The sequence below is a fragment of the Planifilum fimeticola genome (assembly GCF_003001905.1).
Classification (GTDB): domain Bacteria; phylum Bacillota; class Bacilli; order Thermoactinomycetales; family DSM-44946; genus Planifilum; species Planifilum fimeticola.
On record NZ_PVNE01000004.1, the window covers coordinates 62,211 to 87,070 of the forward strand.

22 protein-coding genes are annotated in these 24,860 nt (G+C 57.7%); 1 reads left to right on the top strand and 21 read right to left on the bottom strand.

Annotation, left to right across the window (positions count from 1 at the left end):
• The 21 genes from mutS to recA form a co-directional block, all read right to left on the bottom strand.
• On the bottom strand, window positions 1-2,616 hold the full coding sequence (mutS, locus tag CLV97_RS03810; protein WP_106344207.1) for a DNA mismatch repair protein MutS: 2,616 nt from the start codon (window positions 2,614-2,616) through the stop codon (window positions 1-3).
• 84 nt (window positions 2,617-2,700) lie between these two features.
• A complete protein-coding gene (locus CLV97_RS03815) occupies window positions 2,701-4,095 on the bottom strand; it encodes a putative amidoligase domain-containing protein (RefSeq protein ID WP_170070349.1) in 1,395 nt (464 codons plus the stop codon).
• A gap of 128 nt (window positions 4,096-4,223) precedes the next feature.
• Window positions 4,224-4,799 (bottom strand): outer spore coat protein CotE, encoded by a 576-nt coding sequence (gene cotE, locus CLV97_RS03820; RefSeq protein ID WP_106344209.1) that lies wholly within the window; start codon window positions 4,797-4,799, stop codon window positions 4,224-4,226.
• Window positions 4,800-4,903: 104 nt separating this feature from the next.
• Window positions 4,904-5,326, bottom strand: a complete 423-nt coding sequence (locus tag CLV97_RS03825) for a YlbF/YmcA family competence regulator (RefSeq protein WP_106344210.1) — start codon at window positions 5,324-5,326, stop codon at window positions 4,904-4,906.
• On the bottom strand, window positions 5,327-6,808 hold the full coding sequence (gene miaB / locus CLV97_RS03830; protein WP_106344211.1) for a tRNA (N6-isopentenyl adenosine(37)-C2)-methylthiotransferase MiaB: 1,482 nt from the start codon (window positions 6,806-6,808) through the stop codon (window positions 5,327-5,329).
• 289 nt (window positions 6,809-7,097) lie between these two features.
• Window positions 7,098-8,273 (bottom strand): glycine C-acetyltransferase, encoded by a 1,176-nt coding sequence (locus tag CLV97_RS03835; protein WP_106344212.1) that lies wholly within the window; start codon window positions 8,271-8,273, stop codon window positions 7,098-7,100.
• Between the two features lie 58 nt (window positions 8,274-8,331).
• On the bottom strand, window positions 8,332-9,372 hold the full coding sequence (tdh, locus tag CLV97_RS03840; protein ID WP_211295673.1) for an L-threonine 3-dehydrogenase: 1,041 nt from the start codon (window positions 9,370-9,372) through the stop codon (window positions 8,332-8,334).
• A gap of 157 nt (window positions 9,373-9,529) precedes the next feature.
• Window positions 9,530-11,149, bottom strand: a complete 1,620-nt coding sequence (locus CLV97_RS03845; RefSeq protein WP_106344213.1) for a bifunctional metallophosphatase/5'-nucleotidase — start codon at window positions 11,147-11,149, stop codon at window positions 9,530-9,532.
• A gap of 172 nt (window positions 11,150-11,321) precedes the next feature.
• Entirely contained in the window at window positions 11,322-12,059 is a 738-nt protein-coding gene (locus CLV97_RS03850; protein ID WP_106344303.1) for an MBL fold metallo-hydrolase, read from the bottom strand.
• 110 nt (window positions 12,060-12,169) lie between these two features.
• Window positions 12,170-13,036, bottom strand: coding sequence for a 2-oxoacid:ferredoxin oxidoreductase subunit beta (locus tag CLV97_RS03855; protein ID WP_106344214.1), 867 nt, complete (start codon window positions 13,034-13,036; stop codon window positions 12,170-12,172).
• Entirely contained in the window at window positions 13,023-14,783 is a 1,761-nt protein-coding gene (locus tag CLV97_RS03860) for a 2-oxoacid:acceptor oxidoreductase subunit alpha (protein ID WP_106344215.1), read from the bottom strand. Before CLV97_RS03860 ends, CLV97_RS03855 begins: the two co-directional genes overlap by 14 nt.
• Before the next feature lie 278 nt (window positions 14,784-15,061).
• Window positions 15,062-16,009 carry a dipeptidase gene (locus CLV97_RS03865; RefSeq protein ID WP_170070350.1) on the bottom strand — a complete coding sequence of 316 codons (948 nt, stop codon included), beginning with the start codon at window positions 16,007-16,009 and terminating at the stop codon, window positions 15,062-15,064.
• A gap of 70 nt (window positions 16,010-16,079) precedes the next feature.
• Window positions 16,080-16,340, bottom strand: coding sequence for a stage V sporulation protein SpoVS (spoVS, locus tag CLV97_RS03870; RefSeq protein ID WP_092041407.1), 261 nt, complete (start codon window positions 16,338-16,340; stop codon window positions 16,080-16,082).
• 107 nt (window positions 16,341-16,447) lie between these two features.
• On the bottom strand, window positions 16,448-17,239 hold the full coding sequence (locus tag CLV97_RS03875) for a TIGR00282 family metallophosphoesterase (protein WP_106344217.1): 792 nt from the start codon (window positions 17,237-17,239) through the stop codon (window positions 16,448-16,450).
• A 52-nt stretch (window positions 17,240-17,291) separates the two neighbouring features.
• Window positions 17,292-18,833 carry a ribonuclease Y gene (rny, locus tag CLV97_RS03880; protein WP_106344218.1) on the bottom strand — a complete coding sequence of 514 codons (1,542 nt, stop codon included), beginning with the start codon at window positions 18,831-18,833 and terminating at the stop codon, window positions 17,292-17,294.
• A gap of 388 nt (window positions 18,834-19,221) precedes the next feature.
• A complete protein-coding gene (locus CLV97_RS03885) occupies window positions 19,222-19,899 on the bottom strand; it encodes an AAA family ATPase (RefSeq protein WP_106344219.1) in 678 nt (225 codons plus the stop codon).
• Window positions 19,883-20,005, bottom strand: a complete 123-nt coding sequence (locus tag CLV97_RS18740) for a hypothetical protein (protein ID WP_281257578.1) — start codon at window positions 20,003-20,005, stop codon at window positions 19,883-19,885. The genes CLV97_RS03885 and CLV97_RS18740 overlap by 17 nt, the downstream gene beginning before the upstream one ends.
• The gene (locus CLV97_RS18495) at window positions 19,983-21,599 is read right to left on the bottom strand and encodes an AAA family ATPase (RefSeq protein WP_106344220.1); all 1,617 of its coding nucleotides are present in this window, start codon (window positions 21,597-21,599) and stop codon (window positions 19,983-19,985) included. The genes CLV97_RS18740 and CLV97_RS18495 overlap by 23 nt, the downstream gene beginning before the upstream one ends.
• Window positions 21,596-22,588 carry a metallophosphoesterase family protein gene (locus CLV97_RS03895; protein ID WP_106344221.1) on the bottom strand — a complete coding sequence of 331 codons (993 nt, stop codon included), beginning with the start codon at window positions 22,586-22,588 and terminating at the stop codon, window positions 21,596-21,598. The genes CLV97_RS18495 and CLV97_RS03895 overlap by 4 nt, the downstream gene beginning before the upstream one ends.
• 6 nt (window positions 22,589-22,594) lie before the next feature.
• Window positions 22,595-23,248, bottom strand: a complete 654-nt coding sequence (locus CLV97_RS03900) for a RecX family transcriptional regulator (RefSeq protein ID WP_106344222.1) — start codon at window positions 23,246-23,248, stop codon at window positions 22,595-22,597.
• Window positions 23,245-24,279 carry a recombinase RecA gene (gene recA, locus CLV97_RS03905; RefSeq protein ID WP_106344223.1) on the bottom strand — a complete coding sequence of 345 codons (1,035 nt, stop codon included), beginning with the start codon at window positions 24,277-24,279 and terminating at the stop codon, window positions 23,245-23,247. The genes CLV97_RS03900 and recA overlap by 4 nt, the downstream gene beginning before the upstream one ends.
• Window positions 24,280-24,527: 248 nt before the next feature.
• On the opposite strand from recA, the gene CLV97_RS03910 reads away from it, so the two are divergent.
• Window positions 24,528-24,839, top strand: a complete 312-nt coding sequence (locus CLV97_RS03910; RefSeq protein WP_211295675.1) for a metal-sulfur cluster assembly factor — start codon at window positions 24,528-24,530, stop codon at window positions 24,837-24,839.
• Window positions 24,840-24,860: the final 21 nt, after the last annotated feature.

Genomic DNA, 24,860 nt, shown 5'->3' on the forward strand with positions numbered 1-24,860 from the left:
TCATCTCCCCCCGGATCTGTCGTCATCCCGCAGCCGCCGCTGAAGCTCGTAGAAAAATTGGACCGTATCGAGCGGAGGAGTCCGAAGCACGTCCCAGGACAGGAGATCCTCGATCACCTGTTTCTCCCGGGCGGACATTTCTCCTTTTTCCCTTTCGGGCTCCGCCATAAACTGAAACAGATTCAGCTGTCCGCTCGCTGCCGTTTCCGCCCGGCTCTCCAGCTCCTCCAGGATCACCCGGGCCCTGGAAATCAACGTTTCCGGAAGACCCGCCCGCTCCGCCACGTGAATCCCGTAACTGCGGTCGGCCCTTCCCGGCTCGATCCGGTGGAGGAACACCACTTTCCCCTCTTTCTCAATACAGCGGGCATGGACATTGACCACCCGGGGCAGGGACTCCTCCAGATCGGTCAGCTCGTGATAATGGGTGGAAAAAAGGGTTTTCGCCCCCACATGATTGTGGACATACTCCACGATGGCTTGAGCCAGGGCCATTCCGTCGTAGGTGGAGGTGCCCCGTCCCACCTCGTCCAGCAGAATGAGGCTGTCCGGAGTGGCCTGCATCAGGGCTTGTCGCGTCTCCGCCATCTCCACCATGAAGGTGCTCCTGCCGCCGGTCAGATCGTCCGCCGCTCCAATCCGCGTGAAGATCCGGTCGACGACGGGAATGACCGCCTGCCTGGCCGGGACAAAACATCCGATCTGAGCCATGATGACGATCAACGCCGTCTGGCGCATGTACGTGCTCTTCCCCGCCATGTTGGGACCGGTGATGAGCAGGATCTGGCGGTGATCGCCGTCCATGCGCACATCGTTGGGAACGTAATTCCCCGACTCCATCACCGCCTCCACCACCGGGTGACGCCCTTCCTTGATCAGCAACTCCCCGCCTTCTTCCACGGTCGGCCGCACATATTCGCGTTCCAGGGAAACCGTGGCAAAGGACTGGAGAACATCGAGGCGGGCCACTTCCTCCGCCAGGGCCTGGAGCCTTGGAATCTGTTCCGCGATCGCTTCCCGCACCTCCGTGAACAGCCGGTATTCCAGGGCGATCGCCCGTTCTTCCGCCTCCAGCACCTGTCGTTCGCGCTCCTTCAACTCCGGCGTGATAAAGCGCTCCGCATTGGCCAGCGTCTGTTTTCGCTGATACCTTCCGTCGGGAAGGTGGCGCAGATTGGCCTTCGTCACCTCGATATAATAGCCGAAAACCTTGTTGTATCCCACCTTCAGCGATTTGATCCCGGTGATTTCCCGTTCCCGCTCCTCCAGGCGGGCGATCCAGTCCTTCCCCTCCCGCTGGATGCTTCGCAACTCATCCAGGCCGGTATCATACCCGTCCCGGATCACCCCTCCTTCCTTGACGGCGGCAGGGGGATCCTCCACGATGGATTCCTCCACCAGGCGGGCCACATCGGCACAAGGGTCCATTCGCTCCGCCAGGGCAGTGAGAGCCGGCTTCCCGCTCTCGGCCAATCTCGCCTTCAGGGTGGGAACCGCCTGAAGGGAGCGGCACAGGGAACGGAGGTCCCGTCCGTTGGCGGAACCGTAGGCGATGCGTGCGGCGATCCGCTCCAGATCATAAATTCCCTTTAACCGGGTGCGAACCTCCTCCAAAAGAATCAGATCCTCGGTGAAGGCCTGCACCACATCCTGCCGCGCCAGAATCGCCTTCAGATCCAGCAGGGGCTTGTCCAGCCACCTTTTCAGCAATCGGCTTCCCATCGCCGTCGCGGTTCGGTCCAAAAGCCACAGAAGGGAACCCTGCCTTTTTCCGTCGCGGATCGTGGCCGTCAGCTCCAGATTGCGCCGAGCCGAGTCATCCAGCATCATGTACCGTCGGACATCGTAGCGATGCAGCCGGTGGAGATGGCGCAGCGTTCGTTTCTGCGTTCTGCGCAAATACGAAAGAAGCACCCCCGATGCCCGGGTGAGCTCCGGGGAAGTAAGCACGCCCCAGTCGTCCGGAAACTGTTCCTTCAACTGCCGCTCCATCTCCGCGAGAGACGGGAGATCCTCCTCGACGACGGGGGTGACCACGCTGCCCAGACGGGTGGCCGATTGTTTCACGAAGGCCTTGTCCCGGGCGAGCGCCCCGCTGATGAGCACTTCCTTGGGATGGAAGGTGGCGGCTTCGTCCAGGAGATCGTCCGATCCCTCAAGCTGGGTGATATGGCACTCCCCCGTCGACAAATCGCAGGCGGCGAGGGCGGAACGATGCCAATCCCCGGCCAGAACGACCAAAAAGTTGTTTTCCTTCTCCTCGAGCATCTGCTCCTCGATTACCGTCCCCGGGGTGATGACCCGAACCACTTCCCGCCGGACAACCCCTTTGGCCTGGGACGGATCCTCCACCTGTTCACAGATGGCAACCTTGTAGCCTTTATCGATCAATCGTTCAATGTATGTCTCCGCGGAATGATAGGGAACTCCGCACATCGGAACGCGTTCTCTCCCGCCATCCCGTGAGGTCAGAACGATTTCCAGCTCTTCCGCCGCCTTTTTGGCGTCGTCGAAGAACATTTCGTAGAAATCGCCAAGGCGAAAAAATAAAAAGGCATCCGGGTATTCCGCCTTGATCGACAAATACTGCTGAATCATCGGAGTGTAGTTCGCCAAGAGAAAACCCTCCGATTTCTGTGATCTGCTCGCTGTCGTACGGTTTATTTTACCACGCGGATTTCAGGCGAACAAGCAAACTTTTTAAGACGACTGCCTTTTCCGGTTAAAGGGAGGCAATTTCCATCGCGAGCGAAAATCGACCGATTCATCCCAGGTTTTCCCCGAAAAAATCCAATTGAAAAATCCGTCCAGATCGGACCGGTATCGGTCATAATCGGAAAGACCGCTCAAATCCGTCCATATCTCCGTCAGCTTTTCCCTGATCACCTCTTTATTCCCTTGGTAATAGGCTTTCTGAACCGGATATTCCCGGAGAAAATCGTGACGGAGATAGGGATACTTGGCGGCGATCAGCTGGGCCAAAGCCACCACCCCTTTGGTCAGGGTCGGGGAGATGAGCCAGCTGGGAAGCGTCCGGTATTCAAAGCCGCCGTGGAACTGGGGGCGGAAATCCCCCAGATAACCGTAATTGGGACGCCTTTTCACCCCGCGCGGATCCTCCGCCAGCATCAGGGGCAGCGCCAAGTAATTGTCCAGGGCCCGAAGCAACTTGAAATTGAGCCAAACGCCGCTGAAATGGATATGTCCCCCAAGGGGATATCCCGGATAGGGCATTCCCCCGGCCAGCCAGCGGACCGAAGCATCGTTAACTTTTTTGGCTGCGTAGAACATCCCCTGCAGCATCTGAACCACGAGATTGCGGGGATTGGTCGACGGTTTGGGTCGAAGCTCCACGAGCGGTTTGTCCGCGCGGTTGGCGCCGTGCCAGACCGCATCGCACCCCACCCGTCCATAGCGGGGAAAATATTTGGAAGCCAGGACCAGACTTCCCTCTTCCGATTGCATGATAAATTCCGGATCGGCGCCGATCATCACCTTCTCCACCGGCTTGACTGCGTTGGAAAGCTGCTTCCCGTACAAATAAATAAAGTGGACAAACCGGTTCTCCATCTCCTGATTCAGCCGGGGCTGAACGATGACATCCAGCACCACCAACTGACCTCCGGGTTGCACGCCGATCTTGACAACCCCGTAATCGAGCCCCAAGGCGTACAGGGCCCGGATCGCCAGTCGGCCGGCCCGCTGTATCTCCTTGCTCTTTTCCGACATATTCACCCTGTGAAAGGGCAACCGGGTGCGATTGCTCCGGTTCGCCAGCCAGACATAACTGTTTTTCGAACGGTACATGGCGAGCACATCGGTCTGAAACACGGGAATCACGTATTGACGGTTCAGGGCGGTTTTATCCGCCGCCACGGGCACGCCGTGCAGCCTCAGACAATTGAACTTAAAATTCCTGTCACGAGCCCTTTCGACCGCGGCGTGATGGTTCAGTTCCATCATCAGGTCGGAATACCAGGGAATCGATACGTTCAGATTGATCGAGGGGGAAAGGGTTCTTGAAGCGGTAACCACTTCCTCGCGGATTGCTTGTTCATCGTTCATCTTCTTTTCCGGAAGGTCGAGGGTAGTCATTGCGCTGTCCCCTTTCGCATTCCGTATATCCTCTGGATATGATATGTGAGGGAATCGGAGAAGGTTAGTTAAAAGGAAAAAGGAGGCAACCGCCTCCCTTTTCATCCGGAAATCGATTTAGACTGAGCTTAGTCGTCCAAATCATCCACCATCAGATCGGGGTCGAGATCGTCGAAATCGTAGCTTTCTCCATCCGATTCATTGCTCACAACCATGTCTTTGTCGTCCCACTCGTCAAAGCTGGCCGGATAACAGGCCACGCACACCTTCGTTTCGCCGATCATCTCCACGAGGAATTCCTTTTCCACACTCACTTGCACAACTCCGCCGGCGATCTTTGCCTCAATGCAGTTGGGCGGTTGAGTGGCCACGGCGGTGACCTCCGTCGTCCCTTCCCGAACATTCCGGTCGTAGTAACTGAGCGGCACGCGTTCCACATAACGGATCGTTTCCTTTGCCACATCCGTTTTGGTGTTCCCGTCATAGGAATACCAGATGTTCACGTCGTAGCTGCCGATGACTTCGACCGTTTCGCCCACCTGGTTGGCTTTATAGTTATGATTGATGATCCAGGCGCCGAGGATGCCGGATATGTGCTCGGGAGGTGCGATCGAATGCGTCGACTGGGAAAACTTCCGACCCCTGCCACAGATCGCTTTGGTGATGATTTGGCGGTATTGCGGCCCTTTATCTGTATTCGACACGGTGCTCCCTCCTCCAAACGATCGTTCAGTACCATTTGTATGCAGGGCGAATGACTAGGGTGCAAAAAACCCCGCAGAAATCCCTGCGGGGTTTGATTAAAAAGTTATGATCGGCAGCGGCACGGCCCGCCTGCGCCGCACCCGCCGACGATATTTCCGCCCTTTTCGACGTCGATTTTCCTGGAGACCGTATCGACAACCACCCGTTGAATCATCTGGAGAAGGTCATTCATCTCCACCTGGGATTGCTGATACTCCCGGACGATCGGGAGATCCTCCAGCTCCCGCTGCAGGCGATCCAGCTCCTCCTCCAACCGGCGGATGTAATTGGTCTTCTGATAATGTTTCGCGTGGACCAGCTCTTTTTGCTTTCGCTTGATCTCCTCGATCAGCCCCTGAACCCGTCCGCTTCCCTGAATCTGCCTCTCCGCTTCCCGAAAGCGACGAACCTCTTCGGTTTCCGTCAGTCGCCGACCCAGGCGGACCGCTTGCGCCAAAACGGGATGTGCCGGCAGAATTTCCTCCATTTACATCCCCGCCTTGGCCAAGGACTCCGTCTCCACCCATTCACCCTTCAGGGTGTAGGTGAGAGGCTCGCTGATCCGAACCTGGACAAATTCTCCGATCAAGCGCTTCGGCCCGCGGAAGTTGACCAATTTATTGGTACGGGTGCGCCCCGAGAGGATCTCGGGATTTTTCTTGCTCTCCCCTTCCACCAGCACTTCGACCACCTGACCGCGAAGCTCCTCGTTTTTGCGGCGGCTGATTTCGTCCTGCAGCCGGTTCAAACGCAGCAGGCGCTCTTTTTTCACTTCATGGGGCACGTCGTCCTCCATGCGCGCGGCCGGCGTGCCTTCCCGGGGGGAATAGATGAAGGTGAAAGCCGAATCGTACTCCACCTCCCGAACCAGGGAAAGGGTTTCTTCGAACTGTTCCTCGGTCTCTCCCGGGAATCCGACAATAATGTCCGTCGTCAGGGAAACGTTGGGAATCGCTTCCCGGATCTTGCGGACCAGCTCCAGATACTGTTCCCGGTTGTATTTCCGGGCCATCCGCTTCAGGATGTCGCTGCTTCCCGACTGTACGGGCAGGTGGATGTGCTCCACCAGGTTGCCCCCCTTGGCGAGCACTTCAATCAGATGATCATCGAAATCCCGGGGATGGCTGGTGGTGAAACGAACCCGGGGAATGCCGATTTTGCGGACATCATCCATCAGGTGGGCGAAGGTATAGGTCCTGTCCGTGAAATCCTTCCCGTAGGCGTTCACGTTTTGCCCCAGCAGCGTCACTTCCCGATATCCCTTCCGGGCCAGCTCGCGGACTTCCGCCAGCACATCCTCCGGACGGCGGCTCCGCTCTTTCCCGCGGGTGTAGGGGACGATGCAATAGGTGCAGAACTTGTCGCACCCGTACATGATGTTGACCCAGGCCTTCAAGCCGTCCTGCCGGGCTTTCGGAAGGTTCTCAACAATATCTCCCTCTTTGGACCAGACCTCCACCACCATTTCCTTGCCGAACAGCGCCTCTTTGAGCAGATGGGGCAGCCGATGGATGTTGTGGGTTCCGAAGATCAAATCGACATACTGGTGCTGTTGCAGGATTCGGCGAATCACCGCCTCTTCCTGAGACATGCAACCGCACACACCGAGGATCAGTCCGGGGCGTTCCACCTTCAACGGTTTCAATCGCCCCAGCTCGCCGAACACCTTGTCCTCGGCGTTTTCGCGGACGGCGCAGGTGTTGAGCAGGATCACGTCCGCGTCCTCTTCCCTGTCCGTCGGGCTGTACCCCATCGACTGCAAGATCCCGGCGATCGTTTCGCTGTCATGGACATTCATCTGACAGCCGTAGGTTTTGATCAAATAATGCTTTCCCCGGCCGATATCCCGCATGTCCTCGGGAATCGCCTCGAACTGAAGGACCTGTACTTCTTCCTTTCCGCGCCGCTTCGCCTGTTTGAGATTCGGCGGAACGAAGTACCGGCTCACCTCCGTCAAGCGATCGCTCATCTATATCAACACCTTTCCCGATGAGTCCATTTCATCCTTTGCAATTAACAAATTATACATCAAAATACGAACCGGTTCAATGGAAGCTCTTGCAACTTCCCGCGCGCTGCAGCCCCTTCGAACCCGGCCGAATGAAAAACGACTTGAATCAAGTCGTTTGTGAAACTTTAAATGGTCTGTGTAGCAAACTGGTTAATGTTTAAAACAAAAAGCAAAAAACACCGGAAACCCTTTTTCGATTTCCGGTGCCTGAAAGCGGACGATTTCTTCCTCGTCCAAATGTTCCCGATCAGATAACTCCCACCTTCTTGCCTGCCCTCTCAAAGGCATCCAGCGCCTGCTGCAGGTCTTCCCGGGTATGGATGGCGGTGACGATGGTGCGCACCCGGGCTTTGCCTTTGGGAACCGTGGGATAGGCGATCCCCTGGGCGTAAACCCCCTCCTCGAACAAGGCGTCGGACAAAGCCATCGCCTTCGCCCCTTCGCCGACGATCACCGGCGTAATCGGAGTTTGGCTGTCACCGATATCAAATCCAAGCTTTCTCAAGCCCTCTTTGAAGAACCGCGTATTCTTCCAAAGTCGGTCGATAAGCTCGGGTTCCTCCAGCAGCACGTCGAGCGCCGCGCTGCAGGCCGCCGTCACGGCCGGCGGATGGGACGTACTGAACAGGAAGGGGCGGGCGCGGTGGATCAGATATTCGCGCAGGATTCGGGAGCCCGCCACATATCCCCCCAAAACCCCGATCGCCTTGGACAGGGTGCCCACCTGGATGTGGACACGGCCGTGCAGTCCGAAATGGTCCACCGTTCCCCTTCCGTTTTTGCCGAGAACCCCGCTGGCATGAGCGTCGTCCACCATCACGACCGCACCGTACTTCTCGCAGAGCTCCACAATCTCCTTGAGCGGGGCGATATCCCCGTCCATGCTGAAGACACCGTCGGTCACAACCAGGCGGGTGCGGGCCGATTGGGTCTCCTTGAGCGCCTTCTCCAAATCATCCAGATCAGCGTGACGGTAGATCCTGCGGGAGGCCTTGGTCAGGCGGATGCCGTCGATGATGCTGGCGTGGTTCAGCTCATCGCTGATCACCACGTCTTCCTCACCCAAGATGGAAGCGATCACCCCGACGTTGGCGGTGAAACCCGACTGAAAGACCAGGGCCGCTTCCGTATGCTTGAACTCGGCCAGTTTCTCCTCAAACCTTTCGTGCATGGAAAAGGTACCGGCGATGGTGCGGACCGATCCGGTTCCCGCGCCATAGGTACGAACCGCTTCCAAGGCCGCCTCCTTCATCCGGGGATGGGTAGTCAGGCCGAGATAATTGTTGGAAGAAAGCTGGATCACTTCCTTTCCGCGAATCACCACCCGGGCTCCCTGCTCCGACTCAATCTCGGTAAGCGGGCGAAAAACCCCTTCTTTGCGCCATGCTTCGATTTCCCGCTCCAGATGCTCCAGCCCCTGCATCCCTTCTCCTCCTTCTCATCAGAATCTAAAGGATGTGTTGTGGCGAGTCCACCGCGACTCAGGGATATAATACCACTTTGCCGCAGCTGCCACTCATCATCAGATCAAAGGCCTTCTCGTACTCTTCCAGCGGAAAGCGGTGCGTGATCAGGGGCTTTAGATCGATCGCCCCGGATTTCAGCAACCCGTCCGTTTGTTCCCAGGTCTCAAACATCCTCCGTCCCGTGATGCCGTGAACCGTTACTCCCTTGAACACGATATCCTTCGTGATGTCCAGCTCCACGGGGCGGGTCGGCAGGCCCAGCATCGCCATCCTTCCTCCGCCCGTCAGCATGCGGAACCCCTGCTGAATGGCCGTGGGGTGACCCGACATTTCCAACACCACGTCCACTCCTTCGCGTTCCGTGAGGGCAAGGATCTCCTCGACGGGATCGATCCGTCCGGAGTGAATCATGTGGGTGGCCCCCATCCGATTTGCCAATTCAAGCCGAAAATCGTTCACATCCAAAGCGATCACCGCCGCCGCACCGGCTGCCTTGGCCACGGAAATCGCCATCAACCCGATGGGACCGCAACCGATCACGGCCACCTTCTTGCCGACCACGGGGCCGGACAGGGTCGTGTGGACCGCGTTGCCCATGGGTTCCATGATGGAAGCGATTTCAAAGGGGCGGTCATCATCCACCTTCCACAAATTTTTTTCCGGCATCGCCACATATTCCGCAAAACAGCCGTCCCGGTCCACGCCGATGATCTCCGTATTGAGACAGACATGGGCCTCTCCTCTCCGGCAAGGCGGGCATACCCCGCATACGATGTGGGTTTCCGCCGAGACCCGGTCCCCCGGCTTCAGGGATGTCACTTTCTCTCCGACCTCGACCACCACCCCCGAAAACTCGTGTCCGAACACGTAAGGGGGATTTACCCGGCCAGAGGCCCAATCATCCCAAGTGTAAATATGGACATCCGTCCCGCACATCGTCACGCATTTCACCTGAATCAGCACCTCATCCGGACCGATCGTCGGGATGGGCACCTCCCGGAGTTCTGCTCCGAAAGCCCGGTGATGTTTCACCAGAGCACGCATCTTTCCATTCACAGAGGACACTCCTCTCCGAGGACATGATGGCATTAATGCCTACTAATCCAACGAAATTATACCATGTCCACCGTCAGAGAGGAAGGTGAATGTCCACCTATGACGGACATGCAATATAAGGAAGCCCCCGCTTACGGCGGGGGCTTCACAGAGAAAGCTATTGAATCTTTTCGATTCGTCCTTCGATCGATGCGGAAAAGGGCTGCGGCAGTTGCTTCACGTATTCGACGAGGGCATCCAGGTCGACGGGACCCACTTCCCGATCGGTTCCCTCCGTGAAGACCGTGAAATTGTCACCGCCCTCGGCGAGAAAACTGTTGGCGGTCACCGTGTAGGCCGCGTCCGGATCGATGCGGGACCCGTCCGGAAGGAAGATATCCACCACCTTATCGCCGACCGGCCGGGTATCGTCCCAGGTGTACCTCAATCCGGAAATCTGAAGAAAGTGGTTGTTGGCCTGCTGCCACTGCTGATTGAGCAGCCGGCGGATCTGCTCCCCGGTAAGGGTCATCTTCACCAGGTTGTTGCCGAAGGGCTGGACGGCGAAGAGTTCCCCCCAGGTCACCTCCCCCTGCTCGATATCCGCCCGGATCCCCCCGGGATTCATGAAGGCAAAATCGGTCTGCATCGACGTCCTCTGGGCGTCGGCGATCAGATTGCCCAGCTCCGATTCACCGCTCTCATTCTGCGCTCGCCGGATGGTCTTCGCCGCCGTACCCACCACTTTGTTGACCATGGGAGCGGTTTTTTCCTCGTAATACTCGATCATCCTGCGAATTTTGGGATCGGGTTTGATCCCCTCCTGCCAGACGGTGACAATTTCGGCCCTTTTCCGGGTGATATCCTTCGTTATTGGATCGATCGCCAGGTCCACGGCGGCATACGCCGTTCCGTAAGAGTAGGCCTGAACCAGCAGCTTGTCATCCACGACGGCGTTCATGTACTGATGGCTGTGGGCGGCAAAAATCACATCCACCTCATCATCGACAGACTTGGCCACATCCACAATCTCCCCCGTCGCCGCACTGCCGTCCAAATTGGAGGTGCCCGGAACGTGGGCAAGCACCACGATGGCACGGACGCCCTTTTTCTTCAGCTCCTTCACCGCCTGGTTGATGGCGGCGGTCTCATCGACAAACCGCACCGATTTCACACCGCCGGGATTGACGATGCTCGGCGTGTCAGTGAGCACCACGCCGACAAACCCGATCGGCACCCCCTTCACCCTTTTCACTACATAAGGCGGGAGAACCGGCTTTCCTGTTTTCTTGTCCAACACGTTTGCGACGACATAGGGGAATTTCGCTCCGGGAAAATAACCGGTGTTCGGGTGGAACCCGCCGTTTATCAGCCGGAGCATCTCCTCCACTCCCTCATCGAATTCGTGGTTACCGACGGTCCCCACATCCACCCCGATCCGGTTCAGAAACTCGATCGTCGGCTCATCCTGGAGCAAAGCCGATATCGGCGGGCTGGCCCCCACCATGTCCCCGGCTTGGACAATCAGCGTGTTCTTGTTCTTCTCCGAACGGCGCTTCAAGTGTGCCGCCAAATAATCGGCCCGGCCGGCGGGTTTTCCATCCACCCATTGCGTCACATTCAACTGCCCGTGAAAATCGTTGATCCCCAATATCTGCACATCGATCAGCCGCTTATTGCGCGATTGGTCGACAGCAGCGTCACCGCCGCCCGCCCAAACCGGCCCGACCGAACCAATAAACAGAAGAGCGGCGATCAACAGCGAAAGACTCGTCCGGAATAGCGACCGTTTCCCCAACCTTTCTCCCCCTCTTTCATCGTAATAGTGGCTTCACTTAAATCGTACCCTCTCCCCGTCGAGGAAGGACGAACGAGGGTTAAAATAAAGAAAAATTCGCATGCCACATTTTATGATTTCAACAAAACAAGGGGAATTCCTGTCGAGGAATTCCCCGAAGTCCCGCTTCCGTTTACAAAGACAAGGTCAATCCGGTCTCCGCCAGCCACCACCGTCCCGAATAGCTTCCCCTTACCTCCTCTTCAATCTCATCGCGGTCGTATTCCGGAAACAGATGGGTCAACAACAGCTCCCTGGCCCGGATGCGCTCCGCCGCTTCCGCCGCCTGTTTGACCGACAAATGGCCGACGGGGTTTTCGGGGAGATCCCGCTCAAGAAACGTGCCTTCACAGACAAACAGATCGGGATTCCGCGCCATCACGTCCCAATTCGTTTTCGGCCCGGAATCGGCTCCGTACAGAATGCTGCGTCCAAAACCCTCCAGAAGAACCGCGAAACAGGGAACGGCATGATCCGTCCGGAAAAAGGTCGTTTCCCATCTGCCGAGGATGGATTTCATCCCTTCCTGGACGGGATGAAGCCGGATCGCGTCGCCGTAGGGAAGGAGGTTCCCCCATTTTTCGGGACGGGTGGGAGCGTATACAGGGAGGGGATCCCGCCGCCACCCCCGGCGCATCGCCGTCTGAACGGCATACTGCAAAACGAAGAAGTCGGCGATATGGTCGTGGTGAAGATGGGACAAAATCACCGCGTCCAGGCGGTACGGGGGACACACTTCGGCCAGTTTGGACAGCACCCCGCTGCCGCAGTCGATCAAAATCCGATGCCCCTCCGCCTCCAACAGATATCCGGGAGTGGCGCCGCCGGGAGCCGGAAAAGGTGAATGACATCCGAGGACTCTCCACTTCATGACGCTGATATCTCCTCCGATACCGGTTTGGATGCCCGCTTCGTCCGATTCCATCTACTTATTCTGCCCAAGACAAAAAAGGCCGCTTCGCAGGAAGCGGCCGGTTTTTCTCAGGAAAACTCCGCGACCATCGCTTCAAATTTTTCGCGGGGCAGGGTCAAATCCTGTTTGACAAGGGGCTCTTCGCGGAAGCCGGGAATCATGTCTTCGTAGGAGGGACGGTTTTTGTCCTGGTAGATGATTCCCGTCACCAGGCTGTTGTGCTCCATCAATTTCTGCATCGCCTTGGTGCGGTCGGAGGGATCATATCCCTCTTCCTCTTCGAGGTTCACCAAATGATCCTTGAACCAGTCATAAGTGTTGATCTTGTTGTAAGTCACGCAGGGACTGTACACATTGATGAGCGAGAAGCCCTTGTGTTTGATCCCCTCTTCGATCAGGCGCGTCAGCTGCTTCAAATCGCTGGAAAACCCTTGGGCCACAAAGCCCGCTCCGACCGTCAGAGCCATCTCCATCGGCGACAGGGGCGATTCGATGGAGCCCTTCGGCGTGCTCTTGGTTTTGAATCCCACTTCACTGCGGGGAGAGGTTTGCCCCTTGGTCAAACCGTACACTTGGTTATCCATCACGATGTAAGTGATATCCACATTGCGCCGAATCGCATGAATCGTATGACCCATGCCGATGGCGAAACCGTCTCCGTCACCACCTGCAGCAACCACCGTCAAATCCCGGTTGGCCAGCTTCAACCCCTGGGCGATGGGAAGGGCGCGACCATGGATGCCGTGAAAACCGTAAGCGTTGAGATATCCGGAAATCCGGCCGGAGCAGCCGATCCCCGAAACGATCGCCACATCTTCCGGCTCCAAACCGAGATTGGCAAAGGCCCGCTGCATGGCGGCCAACACGGAAAAGTCCCCACAACCCGGGCACCAATTGGGTTTCACTTTGTTCCGGAATTGTTTAAACGTGGCCATGGACCATCAGCTCCTTGCACTGGTTGTAAACTTCCGAGGGCAGGAACGGCGTGCCATCGTATTTTCCGACATGGACAATCTTATCGGCCATGCCCACGTGAAGCTTCAGCAGGGAAGCCAGTTGCCCGGTCGCATTGTTTTCCACGACGACGATACGCTTCGCTTTTTGCATCTGCTCGCGCACCGCCTCCGTCGGGAAGGGAAGAACCTGGCGGATGTGAAGGTGATTCACCTTGATTCCCTCGCCTGTGAGACGCTCCATCGCTTCCTGAATCGTCCCGCGGGTGGAGCCGATCCCCACGATCAGGAGGTCAGCTTCCTCGTGGTCGGCATCGACGATCACCGGATTTTCAAACTCGATCCCTCCGGCCAGTTTGGACAGGCGCTTATCCATCATTTTTTTCCGGTTGACCGGATTTTCCGAGGGACGCCCCGTCTCGTCGTGCTCCACTCCCGTCACGTGGTGCAAACCGTTTTTCTTCCCGGGCAAGACGCGCGGGGAAATGCCGTCTTCCGTAAACTGATAGCGTTTAAACAGGGTGTTTTCCGGAAGCGTCGGCAGCTCTTCCTCATCGGAGATCAAGCGTCCCCGATCGATTTGAATCCGGTCGTAGTCCAGCGGCTCCACGGTCTGTTTCCCGAGGGAGAGAGCCAGGTCGGACAGGATGATGACCGGACACTGATATTTTTCTGCCAGATTGAAGGCCTGAATCGTGTCGTAAAAGCACTCCTCCGCCGTGCTGGGAGCGATCACGATTTTGGGGATCTCCCCGTGGGTGCTGTAAATCATCGCGTTGATATCGCTTTGCTCCTGTTTCGTCGGCAGACCGGTGCTGGGACCGCCCCGCTGGGTGTTGACGATCACCGCCGGCGTCTCCGTCATCCCCGACAGGCCGATCGCCTCCGTCATCAGGGAAAGACCCGGACCGGCCGATGCGGTGAACGCGCGGACGCCGCCGTAGTTGGCGCCGATCACCATCGAGATGGCGGCGATTTCGTCCTCCGTTTGAACGACGGTTCCTCCAAATTCAGGAAGTCTCTTGATCATTTGCTCCATGATCTCGGAGGAAGGCGTGATCGGATAAGCGAACATCAAGCGGCATCCCGCGGCAATCGCCCCCAGGGCGATCGCATCGTTTCCGATCATGTAGAGGCGCCGCTTGCCGTCGCTCTTGTCCAGCTGAAGATCCGGGAGAGCGCCGCCGACCTCCTCCAGAATATACCGGGCCCCCCGGGAGATCGCTTCCATGTTTTTATCGACCACGTGTCTGCCCTTGCGCAAAAACTTCTCCTCGATCACCCCCTGGAAGGCCTCCACGGGCAAACCGAGGAGGGCGCTGGAAGAACCCACCGCCACCATGTTCTTCATCTGCGCCATGCCGATTTCTTCGGCGATCTTCGTAAAAGGAACGGAATAGAGTCGGGCGGGAACCCCTTCCGGTACCGTGGGATTAAATTTGGCGTCAGCCAAAATCACCCCGTTCTCCCGGAGCTCGTGGGCATTCAAATCGATCGTTTCCTGATCGAAGGCGACGAGAACATCCAAATCATCCGAAATGGCCCGGATGGGGCGGATACTGATCCGGATCTTGGTATTGGAGTGTCCCCCTTTGATCCGGGAAGAAAAATGCCGATATCCGTACAGGTAATATCCCATACGGTTCAGGGCAATGGAAAATATCTCTCCTGTACTGTCAATCCCTTCCCCTTGTTGACCGCCCACTTTCCATGAAAGCTGCTTGGCCAATGTGCTCATCTCCTTTTAATAATACCCTGCAACTACCTCTCAACCCTATATTGATGAAGGCTTCAAATATCGTTCATCATCTATCCATTCTAGACCCAGTCTCCTCAAAAAGCAACCACCATACCCGCCCAATCCCGCCTTTTTTCTCTGCTTTTTGACGCGGTGAAACCGGATTCACAAGTCTTCTTAAAAACATATAATATTTTCCAGATCCATTTCCTGATATTGCACATCAAAAAATCTCCGGAAGCCCGGCTCGACGGGCCTCTGGAGGATCCTCAGGAAAGATGTTTCCGATAAAATTCGTACCAGTTGTCCCACATCCAACGCCTTACCCATTCCTCCGGGTAACGCTTTAACAGCTGCTCTTCCAGGAACGGAAAACCCCCGACATCCTCCAGCCCCTTGACCTTGTGAGAGATTCCGTCAAAGTCGGACCCGAAGGCCAGAATGCGCTCTCCTCCCAGTTCGCACACATGATCGATGTGCCTCAGCAGGTGTTCCACGGCGGCCTCCTCCTTCGGCTCATGCACAAACTGAGGCACGAAGGTGATTCCCATGATCCCCTCTTTTTCGACCAGAGCGCGGATTTGATCATCCTTCAGATTGCGCCTGTGCGGGCAAACCGCGTGGCAGTTGGAATGGGAAGCGATGACGGGAGCATCGGAGAACTCCATCACATCCCAAAATCCCCGTTCCGACAGATGGGATACATCCAGTATCATTCGAAGGCGGACCATCTCTTCCACCAACTTCCGCCCAAATCGGGTCAGGCCACCGCCTCGATCCTCCTCCACTCCGTCCGCCGCCTCATTGGCATGATTCCAGGTGAGCCCCAGCTGGCGAACCCCCAGCCGGTAAAGCACGCGCAATCGATACAAATCCCCGGACAAGGCGTCGGCCCCTTCCAAAGACAGAAGAGCCCCCATCTTCCCCGAACTCTTCAAATTTTCCAGTTCGGCGGACGAACTGACCGCCGTCACTTCACTTCCATCGCGGACGATCACCTCGTAAAACAGATCCACTTGGCGAAGGACGGCGTCCCACGCCGAATCCCTCGGCACCTTCGGGGAGACAAACAGGGCGAAGACTTGCAACCCGATTCCTGCGGCCCGGGCGTCCGGAAAACGGACGTCCAACGGGGATTTCGCATCGTAGAAGGAAATCGGTTCCCGGGCGTCCCAAAGTTTCCACAACACGTCACAGTGGCCGTCGATCCATCGCATCCGGTTCATCCTTTCCAAAAAAGAAAAACCTGTCTATACGAGATAAACAGGTTTATTGCCATTTTGACCCTTATCGGGGTTCCACGATCAGCTTGATGGCCGTTCGCTCTTCACCATCGATCATGATGTCGGTGAAGGCCGGAATGCAGATCAGGTCCATGCCGCTCGGTGCCACAAACCCTCGTGCGATCGCGACCGCCTTAACAGCTTGGTTCAGTGCACCGGCACCGATAGCCTGAATTTCGGCCGCCCCGCGCTCACGCAGGACACCTGCAAGTGCACCGGCAACGGAGTTCGGGTTGGACTTTGCTGAAACTTTTAATACTTCCATGGGGGTACCTCCTTGGTGATTGAAATAAGTCCACTGCTAGTATATTCGCCATTCGTCGATAAATTCCTTCCTATAAAGTCAAACATTCGAAATATTGAAAACCAAAATCAATCCATGAAGGGATGATCGTCATCGATGCGAATGCGCCGGATTTGGCGGGCGCGCCCCGAAGAGCGCTCCAAATCGATCAGGACCGCGTTCAGCTGGGCCGGCCCACTTCCCGCTTCCAGGCGAACCGGCAGCTGTGTCTGAAACTTTTTCAGCACCAGATCGCGATCCATGCCGATTACCCCGTTGTAGGCGCCCACCATTCCCACGTCGGTGAGATAAGCCGTTCCCGAAGGGAGAATGCGCTCATCCGCCGTCTGGACATGGGTGTGCGTTCCGATCACCGCCGACACCCGACCGTCGAGATACCAAGCCATCGCCTGCTTCTCCGAAGTGGTCTCGGCGTGAAAATCAACCAGAATAAAGGAAGTTTCCTCCAGATCCTTCAACAGGGCATCCACGACCCGGAAGGGGCATTCCGTAATCGGCATGAAGGTTCGCCCCATCAGATTGATGACCGCCAAAACCTCCTGCCCCACAGGAATCTCCGCAACCCCCCGGCCGGGAGTGCCTTCGGGATAATTGGCCGGACGGATCAGGCGCGTTTCATCGTCGATGAAATCAAAAATTTCCCGCTGATCCCAGGAATGGTTTCCCAGGGTGACGCAATCGATTCCCAGATCATAAAATTCCCGAAGAATGGCACGGGTAATCCCCCGTCCCCCCGCGGCGTTCTCCCCGTTGGCGACGATGACGTCCGGTTGGAGAGACCGCTTTAATCGAGGGAGCTGATTGCGAAGGGCTGAACGCCCGCAAGAACCCACTACATCTCCAATCATCAATACGCGCATCCTTCGCGCCTCCAACTCTGCTTAAAAAAGAAAGCGGCTAAGGGCCGCTTTCTCATTTGGCATATTCCACTGCCCGGGTCTCCCGAATCACGGTTACCTTGATGTGACCGGGATAGTCCAGCTGATTTTCGATCTTCTTGGTGATCTCCCGGGCCAGACGGGACGCTTCGGCATCCCCCACTTCTTCCGGCCGAACGATGATGCGGACTTCCCGTCCCGCCTGAATGGCATACGATTTTTCGACCCCGTCGAAGGACTCGCATATTTCTTCCAGTTTTTCCAACCGCTTGATGTATGCCTCCAAAGTCTCCCGGCGCGCTCCCGGCCGTGCCGCAGACAGGATGTCCGCCGCACCGACGAGCACGGCGATGACGCTGGTCGCCTCCACATCGCCGTGGTGGGAAGCGATCCCGTTGATCACGGCGGGGTGTTCATTGTACTTCTTGGCCAGCTCGATGCCGATCTCCACGTGCGATCCTTCCACTTCGTGATCGATCGCCTTTCCGATATCGTGGAGAAGCCCCGCCCGCTTGGCCAGCACCACGTCTTCCCCGAGTTCCGCTGCCAACAGCCCGGACAAATGGGCCACTTCGATCGAGTGTTTCAGCACGTTCTGCCCGTAACTCGTCCGGAATTTCAGGCGCCCCAAAATCTTGATCAGATCGGGATGCAATCCGTGAACACCGGTTTCGAAGGTGGCCTGCTCTCCGTACTCCCGGATCCGCTCATCCACTTCTCTCCGGGCTTTTTCCACCATTTCCTCAATCCGAGCCGGATGGATCCGCCCGTCGGCCACCAGCTTCTCCAGGGCGACCCGGGCAACTTCCCGGCGGATCGGATCAAAGCCGGACAAAATGACCGCTTCCGGGGTATCGTCGATGATCAGGTCGATTCCCGTCAGCGTTTCCAAGGTTCGGATATTCCGCCCCTCCCGTCCGATGATCCGTCCCTTCATCTCGTCATTGGGAAGGGTGACAACGGAAACGGTGGATTCCGCCACATGATCGGCGGCGCAACGCTGGATGGCCAATGACAGGATGCTGCGCGCCCGCTTGTCCGCTTCCTCCCTCGCCTGCTGCTCCATCTCCTTGATCATCTGTGCCGTCTCGTGGCGCATTTCGTTTTCCACTCTGGAAAGAATCTTTTGCCGCGCCTCCTCGACGGTCAATCCGGAGATGCGCTCCAGCTCCCTCGTCTGCTCCTGTTTCAGCTCTTCCGCCTTTCTCAGCAGCTCTTGGGCTTCCCGCTCTTTTTTATTGAGAACGTCTTCGCGGCGCTCCAGGGAATCCTGCTTGCGGTCGAGAGCTTCCTCTTTCTGCATCAGACGCCGCTCCAGACGGTGCAGTTCATTTCGCTCTTCACGGATCTCCCGCTCCGCTTCAGTGCGAAGCGCGTGAGCCTCGTCGCGGGCTTCCAACACTTTTTCCTTCTTCACTGCATCGGCTTCCTGAATGGCATTTTGAACGATGCGCTCGGCCTCCTTCTCCGCACTGCCGATCCGCGCTTCAGCCGTCAGTTTCCGCCCCCAATACCCGGCGACGGCGCCGATCAAGCCCGCGATAAGGCTGACAGCCAATATGTGTATGTCCGGCATTCCCCCTTACCACCTCCTTCCTCCGCCACTTATAAAACAAGACCGATCCACTTCGGTCTTCCACTCAACCGCGCTGAACTTCTGTTGCAGCCCGCTTTCGCTGCAAAATCCTTTCCTTCTCCAAGCCATCGGCCAAAATCACAACAACCTCAAAATGGATCCGGAAGCGGGAACGGAGATTCCCCAAATATGGAGAATGGGCAGCACGTCCCAATCATATCCGGCACAGGAAACACAGCCTCTTCCATACACACCAATTTTCACGGGAGAAATGGAGTGTTGGGTTAAACCATAACCCATCCGTCTGAAATTATAGCAACTTTGTGGTTATGCGGGTCCTTCCATCAAAGGGATAGCCAACCACATTGGAGCAACACCATTTTAGTATTTAATTAATCCCGTTGTCAAGGAGACGGAGGGGAGTCACCACCGTCCGCCCGGACTTGAGGCCGATTTGAAACACCTGTTCAGCCCCTTCCGTGAGATGGGGGTCGTGGGTCACCAAAATGATCTGCCGCCCGAACATCTCCCCCGTCGATTTGAGGAATTCCAACATGGGGATCACATATTCCGAACTGACGTGTTTTCCGGGCTCATCCAGAATCAGCGGCCCCTCGGGACGCGGGCGGAATGATTCCATGAACGCCACCCGCAAGGCCAGGGAAGTGATGTCAACGACCCCTCCGCCCCGGGCTTCCTGGGGCTTGGTTCGGACCTTTCGCCCCTCCCATTCCGTAACCACATAAAACTCGGCGTGGGGTTTCCCCCCGTGATCCGCGAGCTCAATCTCAAAACGGAACATGGGGCCGAATACATACTGGAGGGCGTTGGTCACCAGCGTCTCCATCTGCTCCTTCGCCTGGAGGCGGGCGTGCTCCGCCGCCGTCTGCAGAAGGACGCGGACCTTTTCGTAGAGATCCCGCTTTCTTTGCAGCTCCTCCCATTCCCTTTGAACGGCGCGGTACTGCCGCTCCAACTCCTGCCTCTTGCCCTCCAGGCGCTCCCACTGCCGCTCGGCTTCCGCCAGCGCCTGGCTCAAGCGGCTCAATTCATCCTTTCGATCCATGGGACGGAATCAACTCCACGGGAATCAGTTCCCAAGCCTGTTTGATCTTCTCATCGATTTCCCGCTCCAGCCGTTCGATCTCCTCATCCAGGCGATCCGGCTCCACCCCGAGCTCCTCCAACTCCCGCAGGATCTCCTTTTCCTGCCGTTCCAGCGCCTCCAGCTTGACCTCCGCCCGATTGCGCAGATCTTTGGCCTCGTCCAAAGCCTTGCGAAGTGCTTGAATCTCCTTTTCCTGCTGCTGCACCCGACTCCCCTCCCTGAAGCTCTTCGGAAAGATGTTTCAACAAGTCCGGTCCGAACCTCATGCCGCAGGTGGGGCACCGCCCCATCCGCTCAAAGGCCCGGATCATCTCTTCCGACTTCCTTCGGATCTCCTCTTCCCGCTCCGCTATGTAGCGCATCCCCTTTTCGATCCGTCCCCGCAGTTCCTCAAGCCGATCGCGCCGTTCTTTCAACGACTGAAACAATCGGCAGGACGCCTCCAGACCACCCCAGAGGGCCTCCGCCTGCTCCGCCCTCTTCAGCCGCCGCAGCGTGCGTTCCACCCCCGCGCGCTCCCCTCTCATGCCGACCCAGCGGTTTCTCCTCTCCTCCATCTTCCGGAGCTTCAGCACCGCTTCTCCGAGGTCATCTACGAGAAGGCCCGCTGCGGAAAGGGAGACGGTGCGTTCAACCACGCGTCGCTCCCTGTCCATGTCCCGCGCGAGAAGGAGCCGATGGTTACTCAGGCGGCGCAACCGGTCCAGCCGCTCCAGCAACCGTTCGGCCTCTGCGATCCGTTGCGCCCCTTCCCCCAGCCGGGTCGTTCGAAACCGCACCTGTTGCCAATGGGCCTTTTCCTCCCGTCCCTTTCGCCAACCATCGGCCATTTTCCGGATGCGGATCAGGCGGGTTCCGTCCTCCACCAGACGGCTAAAAATTTTCTCCGCCTCCGGCACCTTTTCCAGGGAGGCAATCCGTTTGCGCTCCCGCAACATCTCGCTTTGGCAATCTTCCCATCGCTCCTTGAGTCCGCGAAGCCTCTCGAGGAACTCCTTCTTCCGCTCCGCTTCCTCTCTCAACGCGGCGGCCCGATCCAACTGTTTCCGAAGGCGCGGCAACCCCTCGTAAGGTTTCAGCTCCTCTTCCCGCCTCGCCATCTCCTCCTCCACAAATCGGATCCGGGAGGAGACGGCCCGCTGATCCTTGGCGGTCTGATTCTGCGCCAAATCCAGGAGATGAGCCCCGCTGATGCGGCCGATCGACTTGGCCCTCGTCCCCCCGCTCTCCGACAGGAGGAAGGGGCCCTCCAACTGCTGTCCGATCTGCAGCGTCAATTCCCGGTCCTCATCCAACTGCAGGGGGACCATTCCGTGGGCCTCCAGCACTTCCCGGGGCACATCGCTGCCGAACCCTTCAAAAACCTGCTCCTTTCCCCGAGGATCCCGGATCAAATAGCGATTGACCGAGGAGGATCGCTCCCGGACGATTTGCGTCCCGTCGGAAAGAATCAGAGTTACCCGGCAGCGCGAAGCGCCGGTCCGGATAAAATCGCTCCCCCGCGGCTGGTTGTACAGCACCCATCGCAGAGCGCGCAAAATGGCGCTCTTTCCGCTGTCCGAAGGGCCCACGAACACGTTGAGCCCCTTCGAAAAAACGATCTCCGTCCGCTCGTGGGATTGGAAATTTTCGATGACAAGCCCTTTAAACCGCTTCAATCCTCCACACCTTCCCCGTATCCGAACCGCTCCTGCACCTCGCCGATCCGGGCAAGGGCTTCGAGTCGCACTTCATCCTCCACTCCCGTCATCCGGGCGATCTCCTCGACGATATCGGTCACCGCCATGTGCTGAAAATTTCCCGCCTCCCGGATCTGCTGGACAAACCCGGCCATCTTCTCTTCCCGAAAAGCCGCCTTCTCTATGTAGGAACGATCCAGCACCGCTTCTCCCGAGGCGGCGCAGGACAGGGGAAGGATCCGGACGCGGATCTCCCCGTCGATGTCGATGAGGGCGACCTGGGGTCGGCGGCGAATCTCCGACGGGTGATTGTTGATCCGGGCCAGGGCTCCCGGATTGACGATATACCGGTTTCCTCGCCGCTGCACCGGAAACCCGGCATGGTAATGGCCGGTGAGGAGCACATCCACCTGATCGAACCAGAGGCGGTCGATGAGGGTGTGGGGTACCTCCGCGGGCAGCGCCCGGTCGACGGCCATTCCGTGGACCATGTGGATGCACACGTCGGCGCCGGTCCGGTTCTCCACGGAATAATCGAGTGCCGGATCACGCTTGTCCAAATCGTAATGAAACGGTTGACCGGAAAGCTGAACCGACACCCCGCCCTTTTCCAGCAGAAGCTTCTCTCCGCTCCTCAGCAACCGGACTGTCCCGAAGGCATCCAGCAGGCCCAGCATGGAGCGATCGACCGTGTCCGGGTTGTGCCCGTAAATGTCGTGATTGCCCGCAATCATGTAGAGGGGAACCTGCAATCGGCGAAAAAGCGCCGCAAACTCCCGCACCACGGCCGGAGAAATATCCGGCCGGTCAAACAGATCCCCGCCGTGAAGGACCGCATCCACCTCTTCCCGATGGGCCAGCTCAATCACTTCCTGCAGCTTTTCCCGGATCGCAAGGGGAAAGTCGTCGGTCCGGCTGCGGGGAGAAGTTCCGCGGATATGCGTGTCGGTCACATAAAGAAAGCGCACTGCCCCTCATCCTTCCTCTTCCCGATAAATCGACCGGACGCGCTCCAACACCTCGAATACCACGGTCGGAGAAAAACCGCGATTCAACAGCTGGCGGCCCAACCGACGCTCCAGGGCGGGCCAGGGCTGGGACTGCATGCGGGACAATCGGCGTTCCGCCACTTCCATGGCGAGGCGATACTCATCCTCCTCATCCACTTCTCCCAGCGCCTCGGCAATCAGCTCCTCCGAAACGCCTTTCTCCTCCAGTTCCCTGCGAATCCGCGCCGCCCCGTACCCTTTCCGGGCTCTCCGCTCCTCCACCCAATCCCGGGCAAAGGCTCGATCATCGAGATAGCGGAAACGCCGAAACTCGTCCATGACGGCTTTTATGTGGTCGGATGAGACCCCCTTCCTCCGGAGCATCCGTTCCAGCTCCCGGGAGGTCCTCCGCTTTGTCGCGAGATAACGAAGCGCCAGCCTCCTGGCCCGGCTCCACTCCTCCGCTTCCAGAATCGAAGCCAGCCGGTCGGGATCGACCGCCATCCCCTTCGTCAGGCCGCATTTGATCAACACATCCTCTTCCACGGTGAACCGGCAGGAATCGTCGACATAAATCCGATACCGCGGTCGACCCGGCAACCGTTCGATCCGGGTGATCACCCCTTTTTCCATCGTCATCCGAGGGGCAGTTCCTCCGAAGAATCATCCTCCGCCCGCTTGGGGGCGGGCAGACCGTAATGCTCCCGGATCGCGGCTTCAATCTGCGCGCACACCTCAGGGTGTTCCTTCAAAAACTGTTTGGCGTTTTCCCGCCCCTGGCCCAGCCGTTCTCCGCTCCAGGAATACCAGGCGCCGCTCTTGTTCACGATGTCCAAATCCGTGGCGATATCCAATATGCTCGCCTCGTTCGAAATTCCCTCGCCGTACATGATGTCCACGTCCGCCTGTTTAAAGGGAGGCGCCACTTTGTTCTTCACCACTTTGATCCGGGTGCGATTCCCCACCATTTCGCTCCCTTGCTTGATCGTCTCCGCGCGGCGCACCTCCAGACGGATGCTGGAGTAAAACTTGAGGGCGCGTCCACCGGGGGTCGTCTCCGGATTCCCGAACATCACCCCCACCTTTTCCCGCACCTGGTTGATGAAGATGGCGATCGTCTTCGACTTGCTGATCACCCCCGACAGCTTCCGAAGCGCCTGGGACATGAGGCGGGCTTGGAGACCCACGTGGGAATCCCCCATCTCCCCTTCGATCTCCGCCTTCGGAACCAACGCCGCCACCGAGTCGATCACGATGATGTCGATCGCTCCGCTCCGAACCAGCGCCTCGGCGATCTCCAGCGCCTGTTCCCCCGTATCCGGCTGGGACAAGAGCAATTCATCGATGTTGACCCCCAACCGCTGGGCATACACCGGATCCAGTGCGTGCTCCGCATCGATGAAGGCGGCTTGTCCTCCGATTTTTTGGACTTCCGCGATGGCATGGAGTGCCACCGTCGTCTTCCCCGACGACTCGGGGCCGTATATTTCAATGATTCGTCCGCGGGGATAACCGCCCACCCCCAGGGCGATATCCAGGCCCAAGGAACCGCTGGATACCGTCTCCACCTGGGTATTGGCCGCTTCCCCCATCTTCATGATCGAACCTTTGCCAAACTGCTTCTCGATCTGCCTTAGAGCCATCTCCAAAGCCTGACGGCGGTCAGACATAGGATCACTCCTCTGTTTCCGTTTCACCTCGATATCATCATACCGCGTTTTTCACCGGGTGCCAAGATCATTTGCGAACATTTATTCGGATTTTCCTCCGAAGAAATGGAAAAAACCCTTCCTTCCTCCGGCGCAATCGGCCCCAGGGTCCTTCCGTGTTTCGGCGACCGGTCCATTGTGGTAAACTAGGGGGAGACAGCGTCTCGTCACCAAGAGAGGCATCGTTTCCCGGGAAGGAGGGGTGGATGATGGACAAGGAAAAGATGAAAGAGGAGATCATGGAGGCCCTGGGAGAAGTCACCGATCCCGAATTGGGAATCGATATCGTCAACCTGGGCTTGGTCTACGGCGTGGATATCGACGACGAAGGCAATGTGAAAGTGACGATGACCCTGACCGCCATCGGTTGCCCCTTGGCCGGAATGATCAACGGCGCCGTCACGGAAGCCGTCAAAAGGGTGGACGGCGTCAAGGAAGTGGAAGTCAACATCGTCTGGGATCCGCCGTGGACCAAAGACCGGATGTCCCGTTACGCCAAAATCGCCCTGGGCATTCAATAACGGAAACACCCTGCCGCCTGC